Annotated in this window: 27 protein-coding genes; 10 read left to right on the top strand and 17 right to left on the bottom strand. The window is 42.7% G+C overall.

The features are described from left to right. Nucleotides 1-272: 272 nt before the first annotated feature. Entirely contained in the window at nucleotides 273-1,289 is a 1,017-nt protein-coding gene (locus tag GLW00_RS19975; RefSeq protein WP_160916998.1) for a LacI family DNA-binding transcriptional regulator, read from the bottom strand. 188 nt (nucleotides 1,290-1,477) lie between these two features. Between GLW00_RS19975 and GLW00_RS19970 the strand changes: the two genes are divergently transcribed. Further along, nucleotides 1,478-2,422 carry a nucleoside hydrolase gene (locus GLW00_RS19970; protein WP_160916996.1) on the top strand — a complete coding sequence of 315 codons (945 nt, stop codon included), beginning with the start codon at nucleotides 1,478-1,480 and terminating at the stop codon, nucleotides 2,420-2,422. A gap of 78 nt (nucleotides 2,423-2,500) precedes the next feature. On the opposite strand, the gene hemY is transcribed toward GLW00_RS19970, so the two are convergent. From hemY to GLW00_RS19950, 4 genes are all read right to left on the bottom strand, one after another. Next, nucleotides 2,501-3,907, bottom strand: coding sequence for a protoporphyrinogen oxidase (gene hemY / locus GLW00_RS19965; RefSeq protein ID WP_160916994.1), 1,407 nt, complete (start codon nucleotides 3,905-3,907; stop codon nucleotides 2,501-2,503). 7 nt (nucleotides 3,908-3,914) lie between these two features. Beyond that, nucleotides 3,915-4,844 carry a ferrochelatase gene (gene hemH / locus GLW00_RS19960; RefSeq protein ID WP_160916992.1) on the bottom strand — a complete coding sequence of 310 codons (930 nt, stop codon included), beginning with the start codon at nucleotides 4,842-4,844 and terminating at the stop codon, nucleotides 3,915-3,917. A gap of 34 nt (nucleotides 4,845-4,878) precedes the next feature. Further along, entirely contained in the window at nucleotides 4,879-5,916 is a 1,038-nt protein-coding gene (gene hemE / locus GLW00_RS19955) for a uroporphyrinogen decarboxylase (protein ID WP_160916990.1), read from the bottom strand. A 107-nt stretch (nucleotides 5,917-6,023) separates the two neighbouring features. Continuing rightward, a complete protein-coding gene (locus GLW00_RS19950) occupies nucleotides 6,024-8,174 on the bottom strand; it encodes a transglycosylase domain-containing protein (RefSeq protein WP_237417616.1) in 2,151 nt (716 codons plus the stop codon). Between the two features lie 94 nt (nucleotides 8,175-8,268). On the opposite strand from GLW00_RS19950, the gene GLW00_RS19945 reads away from it, so the two are divergent. Further along, the gene (locus tag GLW00_RS19945) at nucleotides 8,269-8,775 is read left to right on the top strand and encodes an antibiotic biosynthesis monooxygenase family protein (protein ID WP_160916988.1); all 507 of its coding nucleotides are present in this window, start codon (nucleotides 8,269-8,271) and stop codon (nucleotides 8,773-8,775) included. 35 nt (nucleotides 8,776-8,810) lie between these two features. Here the strand turns inward: GLW00_RS19945 and GLW00_RS19940 are convergent, their stop codons facing one another. The 5 genes from GLW00_RS19940 to liaF form a co-directional block, all read right to left on the bottom strand. Then, a complete protein-coding gene (locus tag GLW00_RS19940; RefSeq protein WP_160916986.1) occupies nucleotides 8,811-9,308 on the bottom strand; it encodes a thioredoxin family protein in 498 nt (165 codons plus the stop codon). Next, on the bottom strand, nucleotides 9,305-9,730 hold the full coding sequence (locus tag GLW00_RS19935) for a disulfide oxidoreductase (RefSeq protein WP_160916984.1): 426 nt from the start codon (nucleotides 9,728-9,730) through the stop codon (nucleotides 9,305-9,307). Before GLW00_RS19935 ends, GLW00_RS19940 begins: the two co-directional genes overlap by 4 nt. A gap of 151 nt (nucleotides 9,731-9,881) precedes the next feature. Further along, complete coding sequence (locus GLW00_RS19930) at nucleotides 9,882-10,508, bottom strand: response regulator (protein ID WP_160916982.1); 627 nt, start codon at nucleotides 10,506-10,508, stop codon at nucleotides 9,882-9,884. Next, nucleotides 10,505-11,569, bottom strand: coding sequence for a sensor histidine kinase (locus GLW00_RS19925; RefSeq protein WP_160916980.1), 1,065 nt, complete (start codon nucleotides 11,567-11,569; stop codon nucleotides 10,505-10,507). The genes GLW00_RS19930 and GLW00_RS19925 overlap by 4 nt, the downstream gene beginning before the upstream one ends. 13 nt (nucleotides 11,570-11,582) lie before the next feature. Beyond that, nucleotides 11,583-12,338 carry a cell wall-active antibiotics response protein LiaF gene (gene liaF, locus GLW00_RS19920; protein WP_160916978.1) on the bottom strand — a complete coding sequence of 252 codons (756 nt, stop codon included), beginning with the start codon at nucleotides 12,336-12,338 and terminating at the stop codon, nucleotides 11,583-11,585. Nucleotides 12,339-12,590: 252 nt separating this feature from the next. Between liaF and GLW00_RS19915 the strand changes: the two genes are divergently transcribed. Together GLW00_RS19915 and GLW00_RS19910 are read left to right on the top strand one after the other, a co-directional pair. Then, nucleotides 12,591-13,028: a ferritin-like domain-containing protein gene (locus tag GLW00_RS19915; RefSeq protein WP_160916976.1), complete on the top strand. Its 438-nt coding sequence runs from the start codon at nucleotides 12,591-12,593 to the stop codon at nucleotides 13,026-13,028. A 136-nt stretch (nucleotides 13,029-13,164) separates the two neighbouring features. Continuing rightward, entirely contained in the window at nucleotides 13,165-14,334 is a 1,170-nt protein-coding gene (locus GLW00_RS19910; RefSeq protein WP_160916974.1) for a M20 metallopeptidase family protein, read from the top strand. Here GLW00_RS19910 and GLW00_RS19905 read toward each other — a convergent pair. The 3 genes from GLW00_RS19905 to GLW00_RS19895 form a co-directional block, all read right to left on the bottom strand. Continuing rightward, nucleotides 14,331-15,041, bottom strand: coding sequence for an EcsC family protein (locus GLW00_RS19905; protein ID WP_335808499.1), 711 nt, complete (start codon nucleotides 15,039-15,041; stop codon nucleotides 14,331-14,333). The two genes, GLW00_RS19910 and GLW00_RS19905, sit on opposite strands and share 4 nt — an antisense overlap. A gap of 79 nt (nucleotides 15,042-15,120) precedes the next feature. Next, nucleotides 15,121-16,335, bottom strand: a complete 1,215-nt coding sequence (locus tag GLW00_RS19900) for an ABC transporter permease (RefSeq protein WP_160916970.1) — start codon at nucleotides 16,333-16,335, stop codon at nucleotides 15,121-15,123. Next, nucleotides 16,328-17,071 (bottom strand): ABC transporter ATP-binding protein, encoded by a 744-nt coding sequence (locus GLW00_RS19895; protein ID WP_160916968.1) that lies wholly within the window; start codon nucleotides 17,069-17,071, stop codon nucleotides 16,328-16,330. Before GLW00_RS19895 ends, GLW00_RS19900 begins: the two co-directional genes overlap by 8 nt. Before the next feature lie 109 nt (nucleotides 17,072-17,180). On the opposite strand from GLW00_RS19895, the gene GLW00_RS19890 reads away from it, so the two are divergent. The 3 genes from GLW00_RS19890 to GLW00_RS19880 all read left to right on the top strand — a co-directional run bounded on the left by GLW00_RS19890 (nucleotide 17,181) and on the right by GLW00_RS19880 (nucleotide 18,871). After that, nucleotides 17,181-17,639: an HIT family protein gene (locus GLW00_RS19890; RefSeq protein ID WP_160916967.1), complete on the top strand. Its 459-nt coding sequence runs from the start codon at nucleotides 17,181-17,183 to the stop codon at nucleotides 17,637-17,639. Nucleotides 17,640-17,760: 121 nt separating this feature from the next. Continuing rightward, a complete protein-coding gene (locus GLW00_RS19885) occupies nucleotides 17,761-18,294 on the top strand; it encodes a tryptophan transporter (protein ID WP_160916965.1) in 534 nt (177 codons plus the stop codon). A 169-nt stretch (nucleotides 18,295-18,463) separates the two neighbouring features. Further along, the gene (locus tag GLW00_RS19880) at nucleotides 18,464-18,871 is read left to right on the top strand and encodes a YtxH domain-containing protein (protein WP_160916963.1); all 408 of its coding nucleotides are present in this window, start codon (nucleotides 18,464-18,466) and stop codon (nucleotides 18,869-18,871) included. A gap of 663 nt (nucleotides 18,872-19,534) precedes the next feature. On the opposite strand, the gene GLW00_RS19875 is transcribed toward GLW00_RS19880, so the two are convergent. From GLW00_RS19875 to proV, 3 genes are all read right to left on the bottom strand, one after another. Then, entirely contained in the window at nucleotides 19,535-20,470 is a 936-nt protein-coding gene (locus GLW00_RS19875) for a glycine betaine ABC transporter substrate-binding protein (RefSeq protein WP_160916961.1), read from the bottom strand. Between the two features lie 66 nt (nucleotides 20,471-20,536). Beyond that, nucleotides 20,537-21,382, bottom strand: a complete 846-nt coding sequence (locus GLW00_RS19870; RefSeq protein WP_160916959.1) for an ABC transporter permease — start codon at nucleotides 21,380-21,382, stop codon at nucleotides 20,537-20,539. Further along, entirely contained in the window at nucleotides 21,366-22,568 is a 1,203-nt protein-coding gene (gene proV / locus GLW00_RS19865; RefSeq protein WP_160916957.1) for a glycine betaine/L-proline ABC transporter ATP-binding protein ProV, read from the bottom strand. The genes GLW00_RS19870 and proV overlap by 17 nt, the downstream gene beginning before the upstream one ends. Nucleotides 22,569-22,854: 286 nt before the next feature. On the opposite strand from proV, the gene GLW00_RS19860 reads away from it, so the two are divergent. Beyond that, the gene (locus GLW00_RS19860; protein WP_160916955.1) at nucleotides 22,855-23,376 is read left to right on the top strand and encodes a GbsR/MarR family transcriptional regulator; all 522 of its coding nucleotides are present in this window, start codon (nucleotides 22,855-22,857) and stop codon (nucleotides 23,374-23,376) included. Between the two features lie 181 nt (nucleotides 23,377-23,557). Continuing rightward, on the top strand, nucleotides 23,558-24,130 hold the full coding sequence (locus GLW00_RS19855) for an HTH-type transcriptional regulator Hpr (RefSeq protein WP_160916954.1): 573 nt from the start codon (nucleotides 23,558-23,560) through the stop codon (nucleotides 24,128-24,130). Nucleotides 24,131-24,187: 57 nt separating this feature from the next. Here the strand turns inward: GLW00_RS19855 and GLW00_RS19850 are convergent, their stop codons facing one another. Further along, nucleotides 24,188-24,520, bottom strand: coding sequence for a DUF1878 family protein (locus GLW00_RS19850; RefSeq protein ID WP_160916952.1), 333 nt, complete (start codon nucleotides 24,518-24,520; stop codon nucleotides 24,188-24,190). A gap of 228 nt (nucleotides 24,521-24,748) precedes the next feature. On the opposite strand from GLW00_RS19850, the gene GLW00_RS19845 reads away from it, so the two are divergent. Further along, nucleotides 24,749-25,300 (top strand): DUF3267 domain-containing protein, encoded by a 552-nt coding sequence (locus GLW00_RS19845; protein WP_160916950.1) that lies wholly within the window; start codon nucleotides 24,749-24,751, stop codon nucleotides 25,298-25,300. Nucleotides 25,301-25,578: the final 278 nt, after the last annotated feature.

Raw genomic sequence — 25,578 nt, 5'->3', positions numbered from 1 at the left:
CCTCAACCATACAAGCTGGTTTTTTAAGTAGTAGTTTCGAGTATCTTCTTTGGGTAAGTGGGCGGAGGGGAATGGCGAGACTCCTGCGGGAAAAAAGTGCAGGGTGAGACCCCACAGGACGCAGTCCGAGGAGGCTCACCGCGCTCCCGCGGAAAGCGAGCTATTCCCCGCAGCCCCCATCCACTCAGCATAAGTCTCGAAACTGAGTCTTCAAGAAACCTGCCATATAGTGAAATAACCCCACAAAAAAACTATCCATCCGGCAGACCGTGCTACTGGATGGATAGTTTTTTTCGTTTTGTGGAATTTCTTACAAGCAGCTGATGAGGGTAAACATATCTGTGCGGGGCAAGAGCTCCGGGATGCAGAAGTTGTTGAATTAAAACCTCCACCGTTTTATCAGCCATTTGCTTTACGGGTTGTTCAACCGTTGTAACGGAAGGGACCATTAATAAAGATATCATCTGATTATCAAAGCCCACCACGGCCAAGTCCTCCGGGATTACCCAATCGGATGTGGAAGTCGCTTCATAAATCAAACCAGCCGCAACCTCGTCGCTCCCCGTAAACACACCGTCTACATGTGGCAGCTCGTCCTTAATCATATGAAAGACTTTTTGACCATCACTTACATCTATAGCCCAATCAATCGCTAATTCCTCCTGAAAAGTAAGGCCATATTCACACAAAGCTTCAGTAAAACCTTCTTTTCGTTTTTTGGCCAAGTGACTTTCTGGACCACCACTTACATAGGATATGTTTTTACATCCCTGTTCCAAGAGGTGAAGAGTCGCTTCGTATGACGCTTGCCTGTGATCCATATGAATCATTGGAATGCTGGAATCGTCCATATATTCATTGCAAAAGACAATGGGTCCACAATCTAAAAAGGACTTAACATCTTCCCATTCATTTACAAGAGAAGCCATAATCACACCATCTACTTGCTTCGTCTTTAGTAATTGTAAATAATCCATTTCTTTTTTCTTGGAATCATGTGTTTGACAGACGATTACTTGATATCCCCACTCAGAAGCCTTTTCTTCCATCGCCTCTATCAAATTACCGAAAAAAGGGTTCGTCAGGCGTGGCAAAAGAACGGCAATGGTCTCCGTCTTTTGACTTCGAAGACGACGGGCGGAAGAATTCGGGACATACCCAAGGTCGTTCATGGCTTGAATGATTCGCTGTCTTTTTTCATCTGTCACGTAAGGCTGATCATTGATGACCCGGGAGACCGTTGTCCTCGATAATCCAGCCAGTTTCGCTACATCTTCAATCGTAGCCATACTTACTCCCCCTTGATGCTTTCTTGAAAACGTTTCCAATTTTAATCATACTAATCATTCGGTTTTCTTGCAAGCCCTTTCATATATTGGGATAGATTTTACTCCCAACCCCCACATTGGAATCGATAATCAAAGATACATATTGACCTTCCACCTTTAATAAAATGAAAATAGGAAAAAATAGGGAGATGATCCACCTGAGAAAAGTTCTGATCATCGCAGATCCTGGTGTGGATGATGCTTTTGCCATTATGTATGCCCTGCTACATCCGGAAATTGAGGTTGTTGGCATCGTTGCAGAGTATGGGAACGTCAGTCAGGAAATCGCCTTAAGAAACACCGCATACCTACTTCAATTGGCTGGTCGTACGAATATACCCATTATCAAAGGAGCGGATAAACCTCTGACAGGTACAGATCCAGAGTTTTTCTTTGACATACATGGAACCCACGGTCTAGGAGAAATCATCCCACCCGTTCAGACACCTGCCCATGACCCTTTTCATAAGGTGTACGAACTGATCCATACATATGGGAGGGATTTGAACATTATCAATCTATCTCGCTTCACTTCCCTTGCTCTTACATTTATCCAGGCTGAAAGTAACATTCATAAAACAGGAAATGTCTACGTAATGGGAGGAGCATTCTTTGTACCCGGTAATCGCACCCCGGTAGCAGAAGCAAATGTGTATGGCGACCCACAAGCCGCTAAAATCGTTGCCGCTCATGGAAAAAATATTACCTTTGTCCCTTTGAATATAAGTAATCGGGCTGTCATCCCTTTGGACACAATAAAAAAAGTAGCGATAGAAAACGATACGCCCTTCTCAAAAATCATTTCTCCTATCATGGATTACTACAGTACCCAATATGAATCGATCATTCCAGGAATTGATGGGGCTCCCCTCCATGACGTTACACTATTTTCCTATTTAATGAATCCTGAATATTATAAGGTCGTAGAACGGCAGGTAAAAGTAAATACAACCGGACCTTCTAAAGGGTTAACTTTAGCTGACTTCCGACCTGCTCCAGAATATATTGAGGACTACCCTATGCACAGCATCATTATTGATTTCGATAAAGAAGCTTTCACCCAGGACTTTGTCAAAATCATGACCAATAGATAAGGTTTTTTCCAACTATATGGGCGATTGTTGAAGAAGGAATGGATAGAAAAAGGAAGCATTCCTGGGAATGCTTCCTTTTTAATGAAAGAGAAAATCTATGACATTTTGAACGGCTGCTTCACCCTGATCGATGCAATCAGGCAGACCGATTCCTCTGTAGGAACCACCTGCAAGGTAAACGCCTGGAAGGTCTTTTTCCATTCGTTCCGTAATCTCATCAACTCTTTGTTTATGACCGACCGTATATTGAGGCATCGCGTCATACCATCGGGTGACAATAGAGAATTCAGGTTTAGCCGTAATATTCATCGTTTTGTTCAAATCGTTTAAGACGATTTCTTCAATCTCTTCATCCGTTTTATCTACCACTTCCTGATCAGAAGGTTTCCCAACATAGCATCTCAGGAGAACTTTTCCTTCCGGTGTGGAATGGGGCCATTTTTTATGGGTCCATGTACAAGCGGTAATCCGGAAATCACTGTTTCTTGAGACAACAAAACCGGTCCCGTCGATGTCCTTTTTAATGGCTGAGGCATCAAAGGCCATGGCGACGTTTGCTACAGATGTAGCATTGGTTTCTTTGAATGGCTCTAAGAAGTCATACTGAGACAGCATACGCTGTACGGCATAATGAGGAGCGGCTAATATAACCGCCTCTGCTTCTTTTACAGTTCCATCACTTAATAAAAGATGATAGCCATTGGCTTTCTTCTCAATATGGTCCACCTTCACGCCTTTTTGAACCGTTCCAGGTTCCAACTTTCCTTCGACCGCTTCAACAAGAGAACCAAGTCCGTTTCTTAATGTACGGAACATGCTCGGTTTCTTTTCCCCTTTTTTCGGCGCCTTCATCGGATACGTCTGACGCAATCCTTTAATGAGACTTCCGTACTTCTGTTCCAGATCATAGAAATTCGGAAACGTGGATTGCAGACTTAGACGATCAATATCTCCTGCATAAATACCAGACAATAGCGGTTCAATCAAGTTTTCAACCACTTGATTCCCCAGCCTTCGACGGAAAAACAAGCCGAGTGACTGATCACCATCTACCGTTTTTTTGGACTTAACCAAGTCTAAAGCAGCTCTCGCTTTTCCTACAGGACTGAATAATCCTGAGAAAAGGAATGGACGGACTCTAGTAGGAATCCCCATAAAAGAACCACTAGGCATTTTATGGAGTTTACCGTTCACCAAAATGTAGGACTGACCTGTACCGTTCGGGACGAGTTCATCCCCAAGGCCAACTTCCCCCGCAAGACGCCCGGCACTTTCTTTACGGGCGAGAAAAGAGTCCGGTCCTCGTTCAATCGTGAAGCCGTCTTTTTGTACCGTATGGATTTTACCACCTAGATGGTCGCTGGATTCCAATAATTCAACATCCAATGAATAGCCTTTTTCCCGTGCTTCTTTTTGTAAGTAGTAGGCGGAGGTTAACCCTGAAATTCCTCCACCTACGACCACGACACGCTTTTTCTCTTCCATAAAAGATCTACTCTTTCACTTTATCCACGACAACATCAGCAAGTGTGTGGATAAACTTCGGGTGAGTGTTTGGCATTTCCGGGCGATAATAATCAGCTCCAACTTTATCACAAACCACTTTACACTCGTAGTCATTATCATAAAGGACTTCCAAGTGATCGGATACAAATCCAACTGGGGCGTACACAAAACTGCGGTATCCCTTTTCATGATAAAGCTCTTCCGTTAAGTCCTGGACGTCCGGGCCAATCCACGGGTCTGGTGTATTGCCTTCACTCTGCCAGCCGATTTCATATTGTGTAATTCCAGTAGCTTCTGAAATCAATTCCGCTGTTCTTTTCAATTGATCCGGATAAGGGTCTCCCCCTTCCAAAATCTTCATCGGTAGACTGTGCGCAGAGACAATCAGGCAGGCTTTCTCCTTTTCGTCTTCCGTCATCTTAGCGTATTCCGCTTCGATGACATCTTTCCAATAGTCAATAAAGCCGGGCGCATCATACCAGCTTTCTACCGAACGAATGGAAATACCATGTTTTTCGGCTTCCTCTTTGGCACGACCATTGTAAGATTTCACGCTGTACGTAGAGTAATGAGGGGCAAGCACGATGGAAACGGCTTCCTCAATCCCGTCTTCAGACATCTGAGCAACCGCATCCTCTACAAACGGTTCAATATGCTTCAGTCCAAGATAAACTTTAAACTCAATCTCGTCCTGCTTTTCATTCAATGCATCCTTCAAAGCTTCCGCCTGATCATCTGTAATACGGGCAAGTGGAGAAATACCACCGATGGCATCATAACGATCACGGAGATCCTGCAGCATCTCATCCGATGGTTTGCGTCCGCGTCGGATGTGAGTGTAATACCTCTCTAAATCTTCTTCTTTGTAAGGAGTCCCATAGGCCATTACTAGTAAACCCATTTGTTTTTTTGCCATGTTCCTTCACCTCTTCATCTTTTTTAAAACGCCATTAAGATTTCCTGGAATAATCATGGATGAGTTGAGTCAGCCGCTTCAATGTTTCCGGTTTGATATCCGGTGTTACACCGTGGCCGAGGTTGAAAATGTGAGCAGGGTGTTGTCTTCCCTCATCAATAATTTTCTTTGTTCTTTCCTCAATGGTATCCCAGTCCGCTAAAAGCATCGATGGATCCAGGTTTCCTTGAAGTGGCTTTGTGATCCCTTCATTTCTTGCTTCTGTGATCGACATACGCCAATCCAGACCAAGCACATCAACAGGAAGGTCGTCCCATTCATGAATGAGGTGTCTCGCTCCTACACCGAAAGTAATCAGCGGTACACCTTCCTCTTTCAGTTCAGAGAAAATCCGCTGCATCACTGGTTTAATAAACGTACGATAATCTTCGACATTCAAAGAACCAACCCAGGAGTCGAAAATCTGAATGGCACTGGCCCCTGCTGCGACTTGTGCTTTAACATACGCAACCACCATGTCTGCCAGTTTGTCCATAAGTGCGAACCATGTCATCGGTTCCCTGTACATAAGCGACTTGGTTTTATTGTAATTTTTTGATGGTCCACCTTCAATCATATAGCTCGCCAGGGTGAAAGGTGCACCACTGAAACCAATCAATGGAACCGTGAGCTGTTCTTTCGTTAATAGACGAATCGTATCCATAACATAAGGCACATCATCTTCAGGGTCGATGGTTCCAAGCTTTTCAATATCCGCTTTTGTTTTTATTGGATTGTGAATGACCGGTCCGATGCCTTTTTTAATTTCTACGTCCACGCCAATAGCCGGAAGTGGAGACATAATGTCTTTGTAAAGAATCGCTGCATCGACGCCATATTGCTCCACGGGAAGACGTGTCACATAAGCGCAAAGCTCAGGGTCATGGGTGATTTCAAATAATGAGTACTTTTCTTTCAGTTTGCGATATTCCGGCTGCGACCGCCCAGCCTGACGCATGAACCAGACAGGGGTATGGTCAGTCTCTTCCCCCCGGAAAGCTTTTAAAATCGTGTCATTTTCAATTTTGTTCATCTTCAGAACTCCTTTTCACGTTCAACATTTATCCGCTTACAACTATAACGATTTATTGTTCTTCTGTATAGAAAAATGAAACATTTGTCATGATTTTGTGCTATTTTTCACAGGTCCCAGCTCAGGGTTACCGTATTGGAAGACTGCCCCTTCTTCCCTGTCAATGGATCCACGGGTACGACGTAATAACTCGTCTGATCGAAGATGCCAAAAGCACTGACCTTAAACTCACTTTTTCCCGTCACTTCTCCGACCTTAACATCTTCTCCGTTTTCTTCTCTGAAAATACGGTAAACGATACGCTCATCGTCAGGGGCGGACCAACGAATCGTTCCTCTTAAGGAAGCAAGTCCGGACAAATTCAGCCTTCCGGTTACATCCGTTAAAATGGGAAGGTCTACAGGTTCAGGCAGGCTTTTCACCCCTTCCGGCTGATCAAAGCGTGCAGCTAGATTTTTTTCCTGATCGATCCTTCTCAATATTTGCTTCATGAGGCGAGTCGGATAAGCACTGCTTCCATCAATCTCTCCTGATTGATCGTAGCCCATCCATAGCGCCCCCGCGTATTCAGGTGTGTATCCGGCAAACCACACATGCTGATCCTGGTGAGTCCCCGTCTTCCCTGCTAATGCCTTAGGGTATTCACCTGTCTTCGCTGTCCCTTCCTGTACAGTCGTCTGAAGGATTTCTGTTAAATACCAAGCCGTCTGCGCGTTGAATACTTCTGTCTCATCAGAATCATGTTCGTGGATCACGTTATCGTTTCGATCCAGAATTTTTGAAATAGTATAGCTTTCTTGTCTTTTTCCGTTTTGAGCCAGTGCACCATAAGCTTCGGTTATTTGCAGAGGTGTGTAACCATCAGACAATCCACCGAGAGCAATGGATAACCCATCATCTTTTGTCGGCAGCCCGGCTTTCTCTAAATATTCTTTGGCATATGAGATACCAATTTGATCAAGGAGCCATACGGCTGATACATTCTTCGACTCGATCAAAGCCTGGTACAAGGAGACTTCACCTTCATATTGGTCATCATAATTATTCGGGGCATAATCATTGGTGCCAAACGTCTGCTTTTCATCAGATAACAGACTGTATGGATCATAATCTCCTGTCATCATAGCAGGACCATAGACGGCAAATGGTTTAATGATGGAGGCAGGAGCCTGCTTCGCCCGGACACGGTTGAAGTCACCGTGTTTAAAATCACGTCCACCCACAACCGCAATAAGCGCACCTGTCGAGTGATCCATGAGAGTGAGAGCTCCTTCGATTGACTCCGAGGAACCTGGGACAAACTCACCGTTTTTCATCTCTTCTGCAGCTATTTTCTGGATGCTGGGGTCCATTTCCACCACTAGTCGGTACCCACCACGTTTCAACTCATCACGGGAGATATGGTACTTTTCCGCTGCTTCATGGATGACGAGATCCACATAACTGTTGGACCAGGTTTCACTCGTTTCCTCTCCCTGCTCCACAGCAAGCGTCGAACCTTGCATTTGCTTCATGACTGCTGCATCAATCTTTCCTGTGTCGTACATCCTTGCCAGCACAACATTCCTTCTCTGCTCGGCGTCATCCGGGTTATCGAACGGAGAATAAGTATTCGGTGCCTTAGGTAATCCTGCAAGTAAAGCACCTTGAGCAACCGTCAATTCTGAAACCGTTTTTTGAAAATAATGTTGGGAAGCAGCTTCGATGCCATACGTCCCTTCCCCGAAATAAATGCGATTCAAATACAACTCTAAAATTTCATCTTTTGAAAAATTGCGCTCCAAGTAAAGAGCCGCCATGACTTCTTTTGTTTTTCTCATCCACGTCTTTTCATTCGAGAGGAAAATGTTTTTGGCCAGCTGCTGAGTAATTGTACTTGCACCTTCCACCTTTTCCATGGCGATGATGTCTTTATAGACCGCTCTCATAATCCCTTTGAAATCAACACCGGAGTGTTCTCTGAAGCGGCTGTCTTCTATGCTTATGAACGCATCCTTGACGTGTTCGGGAACCTCTTGAATGGATACGTTCTTCCGGTTTTTCGTATAGATCCGTTCAATGACTTTGCCTTCGGCTGTCTCCACCGTGGTCATCTCATCAAGAATTAAATCCTCCTCGTTTACGACAAAACGCCCTCCGAATAATATGATCAGATAACCCATTCCGATGATCATTATAAAAGCAAGGACGAAAAGGGCCGGCCACTTCAATCGCCTGGACCAGGCAGGTAAGCGTTTTTTCAAATCTTTGATGTTCAAATTACGTGCATCCTTTCTGTTCTATCCTTCAAACTTGCCACCAAGGAACCCTGCTTGCTAAACTGAAGATACCGCAGGAAAGGAGACATCGGCTATGAAAGTATCGATGACCAATGGTACATTGAATTACTTATCCAAACTGAGTCAACAACACCCTGGAACATCCCTGTTTTTCATGCAGGATCAGGACAAAACGGTTGCCTACTATGAAGGGGAAGATACGTCCATTTTTGAAGAAGGACGCAACTATGAAACCGTCGATCATGTCGGTACGATGCAATCCACGGGCTATGTTGTGATGAACAACATCCCTGTCAGTGACGAAGGACGTCCCGTTTTTGAGGACCGCTTCAAAAAAAGAGCGGGAAATGTAGAAAATCGTGAAGGCTTTCAAGCCATCCGAATCCTTCGTCCTTTAAAAGGCAATACGTACGTTGTCCTTACTCAATGGCGCAGTGAACAAGATTTCGAAGACTGGAAGAACTCCAAGTCTTTTGATGAAGCTCACAAAAAATCCGGTCCTCAGCACCAGAAGAAGCCATCGTTTATTGATGGCGATGCTTACATTACAAAATATCAAATGATTGAACTTGAAAAGTAGCATAGGAAAAGTGAGCGGAGAACCGCTCACTTTTTTTATTCCTCTTTTTGTTCGGATTCGCTGCCCATGACTTCCTGTTGGAAGAAATCGTCTAAATCCCGAACGGATTGTTCACCTGAAACTCTTGCCTGTTCTTCCCCGTTTTCAAAATGAATGAGGGTAGGTGTTCCTTCAATCCCGTATTTGTCCCACTCACCTTCAAATTCTCTTACATTCATTTTTTTGACATCCAGGTCGTATTCATCCACGATTGGCATCATTCTTGGAGTCGTACGCTGACAGTGGACACATGTCGGATCGTAAAAATAAACGGTTGTAGGCTCTCCTGATTGTATTTCTTCCTCGAGAGCATCCGGTTGAATTTGGTTCTGATAATCAGGGTTATCCAATTGATCAATGGTTGCCTGATGCAAGTCTTCTTTTCCGTACGGGTTATCTGCGGTTTTTTCTGAGTTTTGATAGTTCACAACAAACACGAGAACTACAACAAGCACTACAAGAGCACTTGCAAAGATGATCATACCTTTTTTCATGCGTCATTCCTTCCTTTCTTTACAACAACAAATAAATGAACAATAAAGATGATGATAAAAGCGGTTCCTGCTAAAAATGGAATCGTCACAAATCCGAAAACATTAATGTATTGACCATTACAAGGGACGAGGCCACATGTATCTGCTGCTGAAAGCGACGGAATCTTCTGCAGCATGTAATGATAGATAGAAACGAAGATCCCCACTCCGCTCATAATGATCCCCGGAAAAGCTACATCCCATTTCTTTTTCCATAAAGCTGTCCCATAAATGAGCACCAGCGGGTACATCAGTATTCTCTGATACCAGCACAACTCGCAGGGCGCATAGCCAAGAACCTCTGAGAAAAACAGGCTCCCGACAGTAGCAACAAGTGATGTTGCCCATAGCAGGAACAGCGCTGCTTCCATACTTTTTTTCATGATTTTATATCCTTTCTACCTCTCTCTCATGCCATTATACTAGGTATTCTCTCGAAAACAAAGTAGTTTCATAGTCCGCCATACCATTGTTATTTTTATATGAATAAAAGGTGGTTTAAAAAAGAAAAAACCGCCATTAAGCGGTCTTCCTTCATTCTTTAAGCAATCCATTCCGGTGGGCATAAACAGCAGCCTGGGTGCGGTCCTGAACCTCAAGTTTACTTAGAATGTTACTGACATGAGTTTTCACAGTTTTAATTCCGATATAAAGCGCATCACTGATTTCCTGGTTCGTCATTCCTTCCCCCACGCATTTCAACACTTCAAGTTCTCGTTTTGTAAGCTCTTCATGCAGTTTTCGGTCTTGACGGAAACGGGTCATCATTTTTGTAGCGACTTTCGGCTCAATCACATTTTGACCGAGAGCGGCTTTGCGTATGGCATCAGCTATTTCATCAGCTGAAGATGTTTTCAGCATATAACTGAACGCACCTGCTTCAAGCGCAGGAAAAACCTTCTCATCATCGTAATAACTCGTCAAAATGATAATTTTACAGGTTTCCGTTTTCATGATTTCTTCTGTCGCTTCAATTCCCGTCCCGTTTTCCATAATTAAATCCATGAGAACAACATCCGGTTTTTTATCTTTAACGAGTGCTGCCCCTTCATATCCACTGCTTGCTTCTCCCACAATGTCCAAATCCTCTTCCGTACTTAAATAAGCAATAACACCTTTACGCACGACATCGTGATCATCTATGACTACGACACGAATCATTCCTTCTCCCCCTTTTCATTTACTTTTACTGGAACACGAACATCAATATGTGTCCCTTCCCCTTTTCTGGAACGTAAGGAGTAAGTACCCCCAATTTCTTCACACCGTTCCCGCATCGTTTTCAATCCATAGGAGGCCTTGTTGGCTTTCTTATCCTCTGTATCAAAACCGACACCGTTATCGGCGATATGTAGGAAGATCTCCTTTTGATCATGAGTGGCTTCCACCTTCACCTCAGAGGCATTGGCATGTCTTAATATATTGGAGAGCGCTTCTTGTACGACCCTGAACAACTGCTCTTCAACGGTTGTCGGGAGATCTCCTAAATCTTCCATATCCACATCAAAGTCGATCTGACATTTTTGCCGCAGTTCCTCAATTAAAGTTTTAATCCCCTCCGCAAGTGGTTCCCCTGATAAATGAACGGGCCTTAAGTGAAGAAGCAGCGCCCTCATCTCTGTTTGCGCCTGAAGAGCCATTTGAGTGATTTCCTGAAGCTGTTCTTTTGCTTTGTCCGGGCGGCGATCGAAAATCTTTTCTGTCGCCTGTGCCATCATTGTCAGGGCGAATAACTGCTGACTCACAGCATCATGTAAATCACGGGCCAGTCGCTGCCGCTCTTCAATCGTTGCTGCTTTATGAGCCGTGCGTGCCAGCTCACTTTTCTCATCGGCAAGCTTTACAAGCGAATCCTTCTGCTGCTCCAATTTCTCGCCAAGAACATTCAATTCATCCCCTACAGCGGCAATCTCATCATTTTCATTAAAATAAATCCTTTTACTGAAGTTCCCTCGCGAAAGCTGTGTGATCATCATCGATATGTAATCCAGTCGGTGTTTAACATCCCCGCTGGACCGAAAGCCTGCATAAAGAGACATAATAAACCCAAGCACCACATAAAGCAGGATAAACATTAAAATCGCACCTGCACTCAACCAATCCGGCTGAAACCACACATACATTGATAATAAGATACTGAGCAGGATAAACGTATTTAAAATAAGTCCATAAAGATGTGATCGGATATACATGTAACGTATACTATTCAAGTGCTTTAACATGCTCTCCCGCCTTTCACACCTGATCGATTCGAATTGAACCGACCTTAAGATCGACACCAATGGTTAACCGGCGAGTAGCCATCGAATAATCATCGGTTTCATATTCCACACTTCTATGCATTCCATCAGCTTTCTGGCCCCCGACACGGATATCCCCCGTCTTCACCTTCGCTTCTACTCGATAAGGAACATGCTTCGGAATCAACATTTTAACGTCTCCCACCCAGCCACGGACAACGATCGGCGTATCCCCATCCGGAATGAAAGCACGTGTGAAATCGAACCGGTAGTCACCAACTCCGTTCCATAAATCCATGGGTTCCACCTTCCAGTTCTCCTCATTGAAAGAATGGTCTCCAATCATCATATGCTTGGATTTCAGTTTGTTTGAAGAAGAACCATTAGAATCATATTCAATTCTCACTTTAGATTTGTTTTTACCTAAAAAGATACTGAATCCAAAGTATATGAAAAGAAGAGGCCAAAGCTGCCATACATCACCAAAAGAGAATTCAAAGATCCCCAGTCGATCCAATAATAAGAGTGTACTGAAGATGGTGAGGAATGAACCGATGATCCAACTCCCGCCTTTTTTCAATATCGCGTCCAGCCAAGTTTTCAGACCAATCACTAATAAAATGATCGGATAAATATTGGCCCACGTCCATCTCATTTCCAGGGAAATAATATTCAAATTCGACAAGAGAAGAACAAAGCCAAATGCAACTAATAATAGTGCGATGATAATTTGAGAAATTTTATTATTCATAATGCTCACCCTTTTTTAACCTTCCGTAAATTACATTCGACAGAAGTCCAGAATTCCCTTTTCTTTCATAAATGGTTCAAAGTAAATACCTAAAACTTCTTAATCGAATGTATAATCTAACCTTACATGTAACCGCGGTCCTGTAAAACAACCCTGAGAATGGAGTTTTCTCCGCCTCTGGTCGGAGGAATGTTTAAACCGAAGAGTGATGGGAATATCTAAAGTAGAGCAAATAAGAAAGGATGTTGTTGTATGGATCAAAAATTGCAAAATTTAATCGATGGACTCAACGAAGACTTGGCTCATGAGTATGCAGCTTCTATTATGTACACGAATAATGCAGCTGTTGTTACAGGGCTCTACCGTTCTGTCCTCAAGCCATTTTTCGAGAGTGAAGTGACTGATGAACAAGGACACGCTCTTTATTTAGCTGAAAAAATCAGCACGCTGGGCGGTACTCCGACGACAACACCTGCGGAAGTCAAACAGATGACTGAAGTGAGACCAATGTTAGAAGAAGCACGAGAAGCGGAGCGTCAGACGATTAAGCGGTATGAGGAGCGTAAAGCACAAGCAGAGGAACTCGGACTAACCGAATTATCCGTAAAACTTGATGATATGATTGCAGACGAAACCGGTCATATGGAAGAAATCGGTCGTTTACTACAAGATTCCCGTTTACAAGATTAACTTTTTCACCCCCTGTCCAAAGCAGGGGGTTTTTCTTTTTCCCGGAATGGCACACATTTGAGAATATTCTGAATGTATATTACAATTTATAAAAATAGTTGCCAAACTTCACTAAGATGGCAAGGAGGAAAAGATAATGTGGGAGAACATCTTTCAAGCGATTGATGAACAATACGGGAAAATGGTTGAAACTCGCCGTCATTTGCACCAATATCCAGAAGTATCATTCAAGGAAGAGAAGACGGCACAGTTTATTGCCGATACATATGAGGAGTTGGGAATTCCGTATGAAAGTAACATTGGAGGAAATGGAGTTGTAGCCAGGCTTGAAGGTGGACTACCGGGGAAGACGGTCGCGCTGAGAGCAGATTTTGATGCCCTTCCTATTCAGGAGGAAAATGACGTACCTTATAAATCCAAAAATGAAGGGGCCATGCATGCGTGTGGTCATGATGGACATACCGCCGCTCTTTTAGGGCTCGCCGAAGCCCTTCTACCCTTTAAAGAAGAACTTCCAGGAACAATCGTTTTCCTTCATCAGCACGCTGAAGAGTATGCGCCTGGGGGAGCAAAACCAATTGTCGAATCAGGAGTTCTTACGGATGTAGATGCTGTGTACGGCACTCATTTATGGGTGAATGCTCCAACAGGAGTCATCCAAACGTCTAAAGGACCTTTTATGGCCGGAGCAGATCGATTCGAAATCAAAGTTCAAGGCAAAGGTGGGCATGGGGCACAGCCACATCAAACAAAAGACGCGATCGTCATCGCCTCTCAAATGGTTTCTTCCTTGCAGCAAATCGTCAGCCGTCGGATAGATCCATTGAGAACAGCTGTCCTAACAGTGGGAACGTTTGAATCAGGGACTACATTTAATGTCATTGCGGATTCAGCAACCTTAACCGGTACAGTGAGAACTTTCGATCCTGAAGTTCAAGACTTGATCATTGAAGAAATGGAAAAAGTTATAAAAGGAACATGTGATGCAAACGGCGCCACCTACGAGTTTATTTATGAAAAGGGGTACCCTCCCGTTGTCAATCACCCCGAAGAAGCGGACTTAGTTTTACAACACGCCCACAAGGCTGACCCGTCTTTACGTACAGAAGAAATCGAACCGGTCATGGCTGGAGAAGATTTCGCTTATTACTTATTAGATAAGCCTGGCACCTTTTATTTTACAGGCGCTCAAATTCCAGATCATTACTACCCACATCACCACCCGAAATTTGATTTCGATGAAAAAGCACTGCCCCACGCAGCTAAAACATTATTCCAATCATTTATTAGTTATCAAGAACGTTAAAGTAAGCGGAGGCGGCTGGTTTGAATGGTCGTCTCCCCTAATTGTTCAAGAAGTCTCCCATTAGCCACATACCCTACGATAGCACCGAATCCCGGAAGAAGTTGCAGAAGCTTCACAAGATCCAGGGTATCCCTATACTCGATTTGTAACCCCTTCCAGTCCACGTTCTTCTCTTTCATTTCTAAATCGTTCCATTCTAAAACTTTACGTTTCACTTCCCCGCGGGCCTTGTCACTGGAAAAAGCGAGCATAAATACATGAAGCAAGTAGACCCTCTCTTCGTACGAATGGACATTCCATCCATAAACCTGAGCTGCATCAAATAAAAACTTCATCTTTATGCTTAATAATAGTGGGAAATCAGCTACTCCCAGCCAAAAACCTCCAAAACCCGTCCCAGCACCTTCCACGGATGCTGTTTTCTTATATGTTTTAACTAATTCACGGACTTGCCTCTCACGTTCTTCAAAACTCCAATCCGGATGGACTTTTACTGGGCGGATGTACTCCGATGTTGTTAAAGCAGCCTCAATCATAGCACGCACACTATCTGTCACCACACCGTGGACACGATCAGGAATCTTTTCATTAATCCTGGACTGCACTTGTTTAGAGCTCCTCTGGATAATAGACGATCGTTTATCCAAGGATTTACTCCAACGCAACGCTTCCTGCTTAGCCCTCTCTTCATAATTCAAATTGAACACCTCCGAATATTTTAATTACAATGAAGTATGGATGTAATTGGATATGAAACAGGGAAGACTGCTTAAGTAGTCTTCCCTGTTACGTCAATTTCTTTTTCACATAATTTTGTATAAATAGATAACTGAAGATACTTCCACCTACCCATACGAGTACAAGACCTATAAGGTTCCATTGAATGATAAACAATAGACCGAATAAGAACGTTTGAAACAACATGATCTGCTGTAACCACTGCAGAATTGCTCTTTCTTTCCATTCTTTCTTAACTGGATATAGATCCAGCCAAGCAATCGTACGGTGGTGATTCCACAATGTCATCATTTGAAAAGCACTCAAGTAGAGAAATAGAATGGCAAACGCGACCTTTACCCATAGATTGGATACAAACCAAATAGCCAGTGCACCAATCACTATTAGGCGGATGTACATGCCTAAATAATCGCTGCTTCGTATAAAAGTGATTTTATATAAATAGGAAAAGGTCTGGTTTTGCCGGTAAGGAACCCGATCCACAATCGCTCGTACAAGAGTGTTGCGCTTTTTCACTGTATTTTTTAAGTGAGGAACATCCACAAACATATTGGCAATTCTGTAAAAGGTCCTCATTCTCTGCTGATCTTTTTCTACAAGTAAATCCCAGGCGAGTCCAGCTTTTTGTCTGGAGAGAGAATAGGTGTAAAGGACGACACCTACAAGCAGTACCGTCACGATACTCGCATAAATCCACTCTCCCTGAGCGAGAAAATAAAAAATGGTAATGTTCAATAATACTTTTATGACCTGGTCCATGAATCGTATCCTGGGGCTTCTCTCTTTCAACATCCACCAGTTTGACATCATGTTCCAAACTTTAATGACAAGAACTACACCGATCATCATTAAATAATGCCGGGTACCGAGGTCTGGATAGGAGGCAAAATACAAAGGACCCAGGGCTGCCGATACAAGCAAAATGAGATAAAGCTGAACAACGTAACTGTAATATAAACAGCGTCTGAAGTAATCCCCCAATTGATACTCACCTGGAAGCAGGAAAACCAAGTCCGGCTCTTTGAGAAGGGTACGAACCGGGCTGTAGCCTGTGATGAATCCAAATGCGAGCGCCACAATCCATACGGTAGGAAAATCCGCCGGCAGGTCTTGCAGCCATTGCCGATAGTAATAAGCGAGAGCTGAAATAAAGAACAACAAGGCAAAACCAATGTGTTCATTGAAAATATACCTTAAGTAACGGCCGGTCTCTTTTGTGTGTTCAGAGAAACGCTTTTTCCAGAACTCTTTTGCATTAATCATATTGTTCTTCCTTTGTCAGCTGCACGTAGATATCATCAAGAGAGGCTCCAGGCTGATTGAATGACGTGCGCAGCTCTTCCAGTGTCCCTTTAGCTCTAATCTCGCCTTCATGGAGGATGATAAAACGATCACAGTACCTCTCTGCTGTAGCGAGAATATGAGTGGACATCAGAATTCCTGCACCTTTTTCTTTCATCTCCTCCATCAACTGCAGGTAGGATTGTATGCCGAGAGGATCCAAGCCAACAAAAGGTTCATCGACGATATAGAGGTCAGGTTCAATTAGAAAGGCACACATGATCATGACCTTCTGACGCATCCCTTTAGAGAAGTGCACAGGGAACCATTTAAGCTTTTTCTCCATACGAAATTCTTTGAGAAGCGGCTGCAGCCTTTGTTTGAATACATCTTCTGGTACATTGTAGGCCATAGCCGTCAAATGCAAGTGTTCATACAGTGTCAATTCATCATATAAGATCGGCATCTCAGGGATATAACCGAGCTGCTGCCTATACTCTTCAGGGTTTTCTTCGAATGATGTTCCATTAATTGATACTTTTCCTTTTTTCGCCTGCATCATTCCAATGATGTGTTTGATGGTCGTACTTTTACCCGCACCATTCAAACCGATGAGGCCGACGATTTCATTCGGGTGGACATCGAAAGATATGCCATGCAGTACATTTTTATGGGTGTATCCTCCATGGAGGTCTTTAATATGTAATAAAGGTTCCATCTTATCCCTCACTTCATTAATTTTCCTGCACAAATTTTATCATACTTTACCATCCGTTACACTTTTCACTCACCGTCTTCATCGAGTTTTCTCTCTTTGATATGGTACAATGCTATCAAATAGAAAGGAGTGTTTGCATATGGCAGATGAATGCATCTTCTGCAAAATCATTGATGGGGAAATTCCTTCAGCGAAAGTGTATGAAGACGATGAGGTGTACGCTTTTCTTGATATCAGTCAAGTAACCAAAGGCCACACGCTGGTTATTCCTAAACAGCATTGCCAGGACATTTACAACACACACCCAGAAACAGCTGAGAAACTCTTCGCAAGAGTTCCGAAAATCGCAAATGCAATTAAAGAAACCTATGCTCCTATTGGTTTAAACGTTTTAAACAACAATGAGGAAGCAGCTGGCCAATCCGTTTTCCACCTACATATCCACCTGATTCCGAGATATGGTGAAGGGGATGGATTCGGTGCAAAGTGGGAAGTCCACTCCGATGATTATTCCAAAGAAGAACTACAGACCATCGCCGGTAAGATCAACCATCATATCTCTGGTTAAATGGATTGATTTCCTGAAGAAAAAACTGCTATAATACTACCATACATTCGCAAACGGTCATGAGGACACGGTTGGAGTGTAAATTTAGATGAGTTTAGAATAGTTGAGGAGAGATGTTTAAATGAATATTCGTGTTTTAGTCATGTTATCTTTATTTGTAGGAATTGGTGCTGTTCTGCATGCTGTCGCACCCCCATTCTTTTTCGGGATGCGGCCGGATATGATGCTCGCCATGATGTTTCTTGGAATTTTATTGTTCCCGAAACCATCTTACGTACTATTATTATCTTTAGCGACAGGCTTCATCTCCGCCATGACAACCACCGTTCCAGGCGGCCAACTGGCCAATATCATCGATAAGCCTTTCACAGCATTTGCTTTCTTCGGGCTTGTCCTATTGACTAAAAAAATATCACATCAAAAATTCGTACAGCCTGCTTTAGCAGCCATTGGTACGATGATCAGTGGCTCCATCTTCTTAGGTGTTGTCTTATATATCATCGGCCTTATGGAAGCGAGCTTCGGCCTTATGTTTGCTACAGTAGTTCTACCCGCAGCAGCATTTAACGTGCTGTTCGTAGCCATCATGTACCCGATTGCTCAAAAGATTTTAAAAAGAACAAACCTTGCTAAAGCCGCTCAACCAGCCTCTTAAAGAGGGTATACAGAATGAACCTTGACTTACACCAAAGGCACTACATCAAATGTAGTGCCTTTGCTTTACCTTCTCATCCTAAGAATATTTTTTTATGTTTTTAAGGTTTCATTCATACATATTAAGAGAAAATATAAAATAGAGAGTGATTGAAAGGAGACTGACAGATATGCCGAATGGAAAATCATTAGCGCTGGGTTTCTTAGTCGGGGGCGTCGTGGGAGCAGCTTATACGTTACTAAACACCCCTTCTTCCGGTCGTGATTTTAGAGAAAATGCCAAACTGAAAAGTGAGAATTTGAAAAATACGGTTCTCAGCTTAAAAGAGGAAGGAATGCAATTGAAAGATCAGATCGCTCAGACTTCTAAAGAAGGGGCAGAGCTGATCAAAGAGCTTTCTGAAGATGTGAAAACATCCATTGAAAGCTGGAAGCGAACGGTTGAACCACACCAAAAAAATATTCAGAAGTATTTAGAACAAATTGAAGCAAGCTTGAAAGAACTGGAAGAAAAAGCAAAAGCTGAGCAAGCAGACCACACGACTCAACCCAGTCATGATGTTATTAACCATCAATAACCAACCCCTCCCGCCTCGAGCGGGATTTTTTATGTTTGTCCTTTTCCCCTATCTATATTCAACCCCATGTCGTTCTATTCCGTTATTAAAGTATATGGCAGGTTTCTTGAAGACTCAATTTCGAGATGTTTGGAGGCTCCGTTTGCCATTTTTGGAGTCAGGGGTGGTTGGGAAGCTACTCACTTTCCTGTGGGGGAGTGGCGAGCTTCCTCGGGCTACGCCCTGCGGGAGTCTCGAAGCTTCCCACCCCCCCATACAATAAAGATGAGAAACGCCCCCCTTTGCCTGGTATGCGTGTCTTTCACAAATCCTGAATCTATAGTGATAAAGCGCTCTATAACAGTCATTATCATTCAAAATGCAGTTGGAGAATCCATGTTGCTTCCCTTTCCTGAAAGTGGTTTCGAAATACTTATATGGCAAGGGGGCGGAGGGGAATGGTGAGACTCCTGCGGGAAAAAAGTGCATGGTGAGACCCTACAGGACGCAGTCCGAGGAGGCTCACCGCGCTCCCGCGGAAAGCGAGCTATTGCCCGCAGCCCCTATCTACCCAACAAAAGTCTCGAAACTGAGTCTTCAACTAAAGGTAGCATATATATAATTTATCCGAGGGCAAAATAAAAACGTGTAGAGGCTTATCCTCTACACGTTTTTACGAGTTGATTATTCAGCTGCTTCCAAATCTTCAATAGAATCGACATCCATATATTCAGGAACAACTAGACCGATTTTGGCACCTTCAAGGTTCGCTCCAAGGTCTTCTAGATTGTCTTTGTTTTGCTCATACTGATCACCGTGCGTTCCTGGCAACCAAGCAGCCACCATACCATCTGCTTCACCAGCGGCAACAGATTCCCACATAGGGCCATTATCCAGCGGTGTAATCGTAACATCAAAGCCTTGTTCCTTCATAACTTCTGCAACGACGTTTGTTGAAGCGATCTCAGAATCCCAGTTTACAAGAACAAGTTCGACTTCAGTACCGTCCACTTCTTCTGTACCTTCTGTCCACGCATCTACTTTGTCTTGATTATTGGAAATCCAGTTCTTTGCTGCTTCTTCCGGGCTTGCTCCGTCAGTAATTTCAAGCATGACTTCTTCCATGTCCTCAGCTTCCCAATTGAACTGGTCTAAGATTTTATAAGCGTTTGGTTTCTCATCTTTAAGTCCTTTACGAACCATTGTTTTAATCTGTTCTTCCCCACCAAAAACTTCTTTTGGATCTTCAAGGTATTTCAAATCATACTTAGCGAATTTCCAGTGTGGCGTCCAACCAGTCACAACAATTGGCTCTTCGTTCTCAATGGCTTCACCTAGAGCTGTTGCCATTGCACCGGAAGAAGATGTAGCAACTTCCCAACCATTCAGGTTTTCGTATTCTTCTGTCGCTTTTTCTGCAGAACTTACAACACCTGCGCCTGCTTCAATTCCGGTAATTTCATAGTCCATTTCTTCTCCGTAATTCATTTCAGAAGAGGCTTCATCACCATTAGAATCTCCTGATGTGTCTGTACCTTCCTCATCTGATGATCCACAACCTGCAGCTACGATTGTTAAAGATAGTCCAGCAACCATGCCGAAACGTTTCCAGTTAAACATGTAAAATTCTCCCCTTTTAATAATTTTATATAGATAAAAGGTCTAAGGACCCTTTTCTAACAGTAATTAGTCACCACGCTGGGTGTTCAAGTTTTGTGTGAAACGATCAATGATGATCGCAAGGATAACGATTCCGAGACCTGCTACGAAACCAGTTCCTACTTCAGCACGCTGTAGTCCGGTAATAACCGTCTGTCCAAGTCCCTTTGCACCAATCATGGATGCAATGACCACCATGGATAATGCAAGCATGACCGTTTGGTTAATCCCAGCCATAATCGTCTTTTTAGCCATTGGCAATTGAACTTTAAAGAGTTTTTGAGTTCCTGTTGTACCGAATGCATCGGAAGCCTCAATCAACTCATGGGACACCTGGCGAATTCCAAGGTTCGTAAAACGAACAGTCGGTGGTGTGGCGAAAATAACAGAGGCAAACACCCCTGGCACCATACCGATACTAAAGAAAGCAACCGCCGGAATCAGATAGACGAAGGCAGGCATTGTCTGCATGAAGTCAAGGACAGGTGTAAGAATTTTCTCTGCCACTTTGCTTTTGGCCATCCAAATTCCAAATGGAACTCCTATAATAACGGAAATTAAACTGGCGAAAATAACAAGCGTAAATGTGTTCATCAACTCTTCCCACAGCTCCTGGTTAGCTATAAACCACAGGCCAATGACTGAAAAAGCCGTTAAGCCCAACTTTTTCCCAGAAGCGAAGAAGGCTAGAACACCTACAACAATAATGAACAGCCAAATGGGAATACCCATTAACCAATCTTCAGCAACAATTTCAATGAAGTCACCAAAATCTTCTTTTATAAAATCAAACAAGAATTCAAATGTATCTGTCGTCCACTCTGTTGCTGTATCAATCCATTCAGCTACAGGCAGTTTAGGAATCAATTCCATTTAAATTCACCTCACTTCCCGCTAAGGCCGCCAGTACGGCTCCTCTTACAATTACCCCTTTTAATTTTCCTTCTTCAATAACAGCTACAGGTACCGGGGAATCATGAATAATATCGAAAATCTCCTGCATTGGTGTTTGAGGCTCCACTTTCGGCACATCAGTGCGGAGAATGCCCTTCAAGTTATCTGCCTCCTGTTTTACAGCTGCAGAAACATCATCAGCCGTTACATATCCATGAAGGTTTCTCTTGGCATCCGTTACATAGATGCTGGAAAGACCTTCTTTACGCATCCGTTCAAGAGCCGTACGCGGACCATGTTTTTGAATATCCACCGTTTCTGGTCGTTTCATAATGTTTTCAGCCGTCAACACTTTGGAACGATCCACATCCTCAACGAACTTCTCAACATAATCATTGGCTGGGTTGACCAGGATCTCTTCCGGTGTACCAATTTGAACAATGCGTCCATCCTTCATGAGAGCGATTCTGTCACCAATTCTCAACGCTTCATCGAGATCATGGGTAATGAACAAGATCGTTTTTTTCATGGATTCCTGCAGCTCTAATAACTCGTCCTGCATTTCTTTACGAATCAATGGGTCCAAGGCAGAAAAGGCTTCATCCATTAATAGAACTTCTGGATCGTTGGCAAGGGCACGCGCAAGTCCAACACGCTGCTGCATCCCGCCGGAAAGTTGGCCAGGAAATTGGTGAATGTATCCGCCCAACCCTACCATTTCCAGAGATTTCTTAGCTTTTTCCTTCCGCTCATTCTTATCAATCCCTTGGACTTCAAGGCCGAACTCCGCGTTTTCCAGTACTGTACGATGTGGGAAAAGGCCAAAGCGTTGAAAGACCATACTCAACTTCTCCCGTCGGACTTCTCGCAAATCTTTGCTGTCCATCTTCGCCAGATCCTGGCCATCAATATAAACACTACCTTCCGTTGGTTCGATCAAACGGTTGATCAACCGGACAAGTGTGGATTTACCACTCCCCGATAGCCCCATGATGACGAAGATTTCTCCTTCTTCTACATCAAAGGACGCGCGGTTAACACCGACAGTATTGCCGGTTTTTTCGAGGATTTCGTCTTTTGATAAACCCTCATCTAAGTACTTGGTCGCCTTTTTGGCATTCTTACCGAAGATTTTCGATAAATTTTCTACTTGAATGATCGGCACGTCTCTCACCTCTTCTGTTTTTATTTATTATGGTACGTTTTGTCGTTATTATTTCCGTACTCAATCAGGCACCTTACATAATGTAACCTATTTGTAATAGAAAGTTCAAACGATAAATACTTTTAATCAAGTACAAAAATTATGTACAGTTAAAACTGTACAGAGTTTAAGGAGACATTTACGTATTTTTTCTTTTAAATGCTTTATATTTAAGCCCTTTCAGTAATTTTTATAAAAATGGCAATTATAGTAATGTGGTACATAGATTTTTTCGAAGGAGGATCTTATGGTAGTAAAAGACCACCATTTTCTTGAAGACATGCATACGAAAGTCACACATGAATTTTCTAAAACATTGGAAATGTTTGGGCTCACCCCTGCGGATGCTAGATTGTTCGTTGCCCTCTACCTGGAACAGGGTCCGATGACTTTAGATGAAATGAGCGAGGCTTTGGGTAAAAGTAAAACTTCTATGAGTACAGGGGTTAGAGGTTTATTAGATCAAGGGCTCGTCGAACGAGTGTGGAAAAAAGGCTTCCGTAAGGACCTCTATCAAGCGAATGAAAACCTATATCGCAACTTCATGTCTTCTTATATTAAGAAGTGGCAGACAGCTGCAAATGGACAAATAAATACGTTTGAAAGTATGGAAGTTGAGTTAAAAGAAAGAATTCAGGAGTATGTCAATCAAGAAGAAATGGAACAGGCAGATCAGCTCTACCGACGTATGGAAGATATGGTCCGTTTTCACGAAAGGATTGCTGAAGCATTTAAAGTGATAGACCCTAACGAAAACCCTTCTGAATAACCCTCCTACCCAAACATGCGGAGATATTTATTCCATCTCCGCATGTTAATTATTTTTTCAGCACATTATATCTTGATAATTTACAAAAATTTTATATGATTATAAGTGGGAAACTCTTTAAACCTAAAAGCTTTTTGCAGATAGAATAGTTTCAAAAAATACCTTAAGAGGGTGAGGTAAAATGAAGGAAAAAATCTCAAAAAGAGAAGCCATATTCTATAGTCATAAAATGGCTCAACTTTCTAAAGCACTTTGGAAAGCCATTGAAAAGGACTGGCAGGAATGGATTAAGCCATTCCAATTAAACATCAACGAACATCACATTTTGTGGATTGCTTACCATTTGAAAGGGGCAAGCATTTCCGAGATTTCCAAGTATGGTGTCATGCATGTTTCAACCGCCTTCAATTTCTCAAAAAAGATGGAAGAGCGCGGACTCCTTCAGTTTTCTAAGCGTGAAAACGACAAACGAAACACCTATGTAGAATTAACAGATGCAGGGATTGAACTTCTTGAAGCAACGCTTAATGAGTATAATCCAGAAGATAATTCTGTACTGAGAGGCGTTATGCCAATGACAGAAATGTATGGAAAGCTTCCTGAGTTCTTAGATTTATCTGCTTTGATCAAGGAGATCTATGGAGACGAATATATAGAAATCCTGGAACGCTCACTGGAAAACATTGAAGAGGAAGCGTTAGTTCAACAGCCCACGGATATTGAAGATTATAAGAAGAAATCAAGGTCCTCGTAACAAATAGGAGTTCAAACAAATAGAACCCATTCCAATAAATCTATATTGGAATGGGTTCTATTTATAGTGCAGAAGAATGAGTTGTTTCGTCAACTCCGTGTGAATTCCCTGTTGATCCAGCGCTTCCAAGGTTTCTTCTATGGGTAGTTTGTAACAAAGCATCCCGGCAAAGTGAACCATCAAATCATTGTGATGTATTAAACCGTTAGCAATATCCTCTTCGTAACGCTCCTCCAGAGTTCTTAACAACTGCAGCGTTTCCATATATTCTATTTTTGTTAAGCTTTTTTCAATGACTAATTTCGTAAATGGATACTTCTTCATCTCTTCAACTTCTAATAATAAATTCAAGTGGAATGCAAAGGTTTCACATCGATTTACCTTCTCCAAAATACTCCCTCCACAACCTGCTGTTACCCTTGTCATGTCAAGGTTTAAAAGTTATTACATCAAATGAATAAAAAGCAAATATTTTTTTTACATAAAACCTATTGCTTTTTCTCTCCAAACATACTATTATTCGTCTTGTGCCAAACAAACGAAACATAAAACGTACTACTATCATATCGATATTCATAATAAATTCACAGTATTTTTTGTTGTAAGGGAGGGATTCTTATGATGAACTGCTGGAAAACAGTAAACATCAATAAAGAATTCGGTCTGAACCGTGTTTACCTGATGTCTTTTCTTACAGGACTACTTTCATTCCTGATTTTATACTTGCCGTATTCAATGATCCACGGTACGCATGAGATGAATGATCACGGTTTTCTACCGTTGTTGGTTATTTTGTTTTTCTTACCAGCGATGCATCGCCTGATGCATATGCTGCCTTTAATGCTCAGCTATAAGCGGTTACGGGTTAAGTTCAAATTCAGAAAGCGATTTGTACCGACTTTCACCTATCAGTGTAAGACTCGACTATCAAAGAAGACATCAATCATGATGGCTCTTGCACCAACTTTTTTGATTACAGTTCCTGCACTCGTCATGGGATATGTATTCCCTCATTATTTTGCGTATCTTGTACTCTTTGCATCTGTGAATATCGGATTATCTTTTTCTGATTTTCTCTATTTAAATTATTTCGCTAAAGCACCGAAAAAGTGTTTGATCGAAAATGCAAAAGAAGGCTATGATATTTTAATTCATCAGCCAAAAGCATAAAAAAACAACGTTCACCTTTTGAACGTTGTTTTTTTATGTCTTCTTAAAGTATATGACAGGTTTCTTGAAGACTCAGTTTCGAGACTTATGCTGAGTGGATGGGGGCTGCGGGGAATAGCTCGCTTTCCGCGGGAGCGCGGTGAGCCTCCTCGGACTGCGTCCTGTGGGGTCTCACCCTGCACTTTTTTCCCGCAGGAGTCTCGCCATTCCCCTCCGCCCACTTACCCAAAGAAGATACTCGAAACTACTACTTAAAAAACCAGCTTGTATGGTTGAGG

Origin of the sequence: Halobacillus litoralis, assembly GCF_009856445.1 — a bacterium.
GTDB classification, from domain to species: Bacteria; Bacillota; Bacilli; order Bacillales; family Halobacillaceae; genus Halobacillus; species Halobacillus litoralis.
Note: the sequence above shows the minus strand (reverse complement) of the source record. Positions and strands in the feature narration are given on the sequence as shown.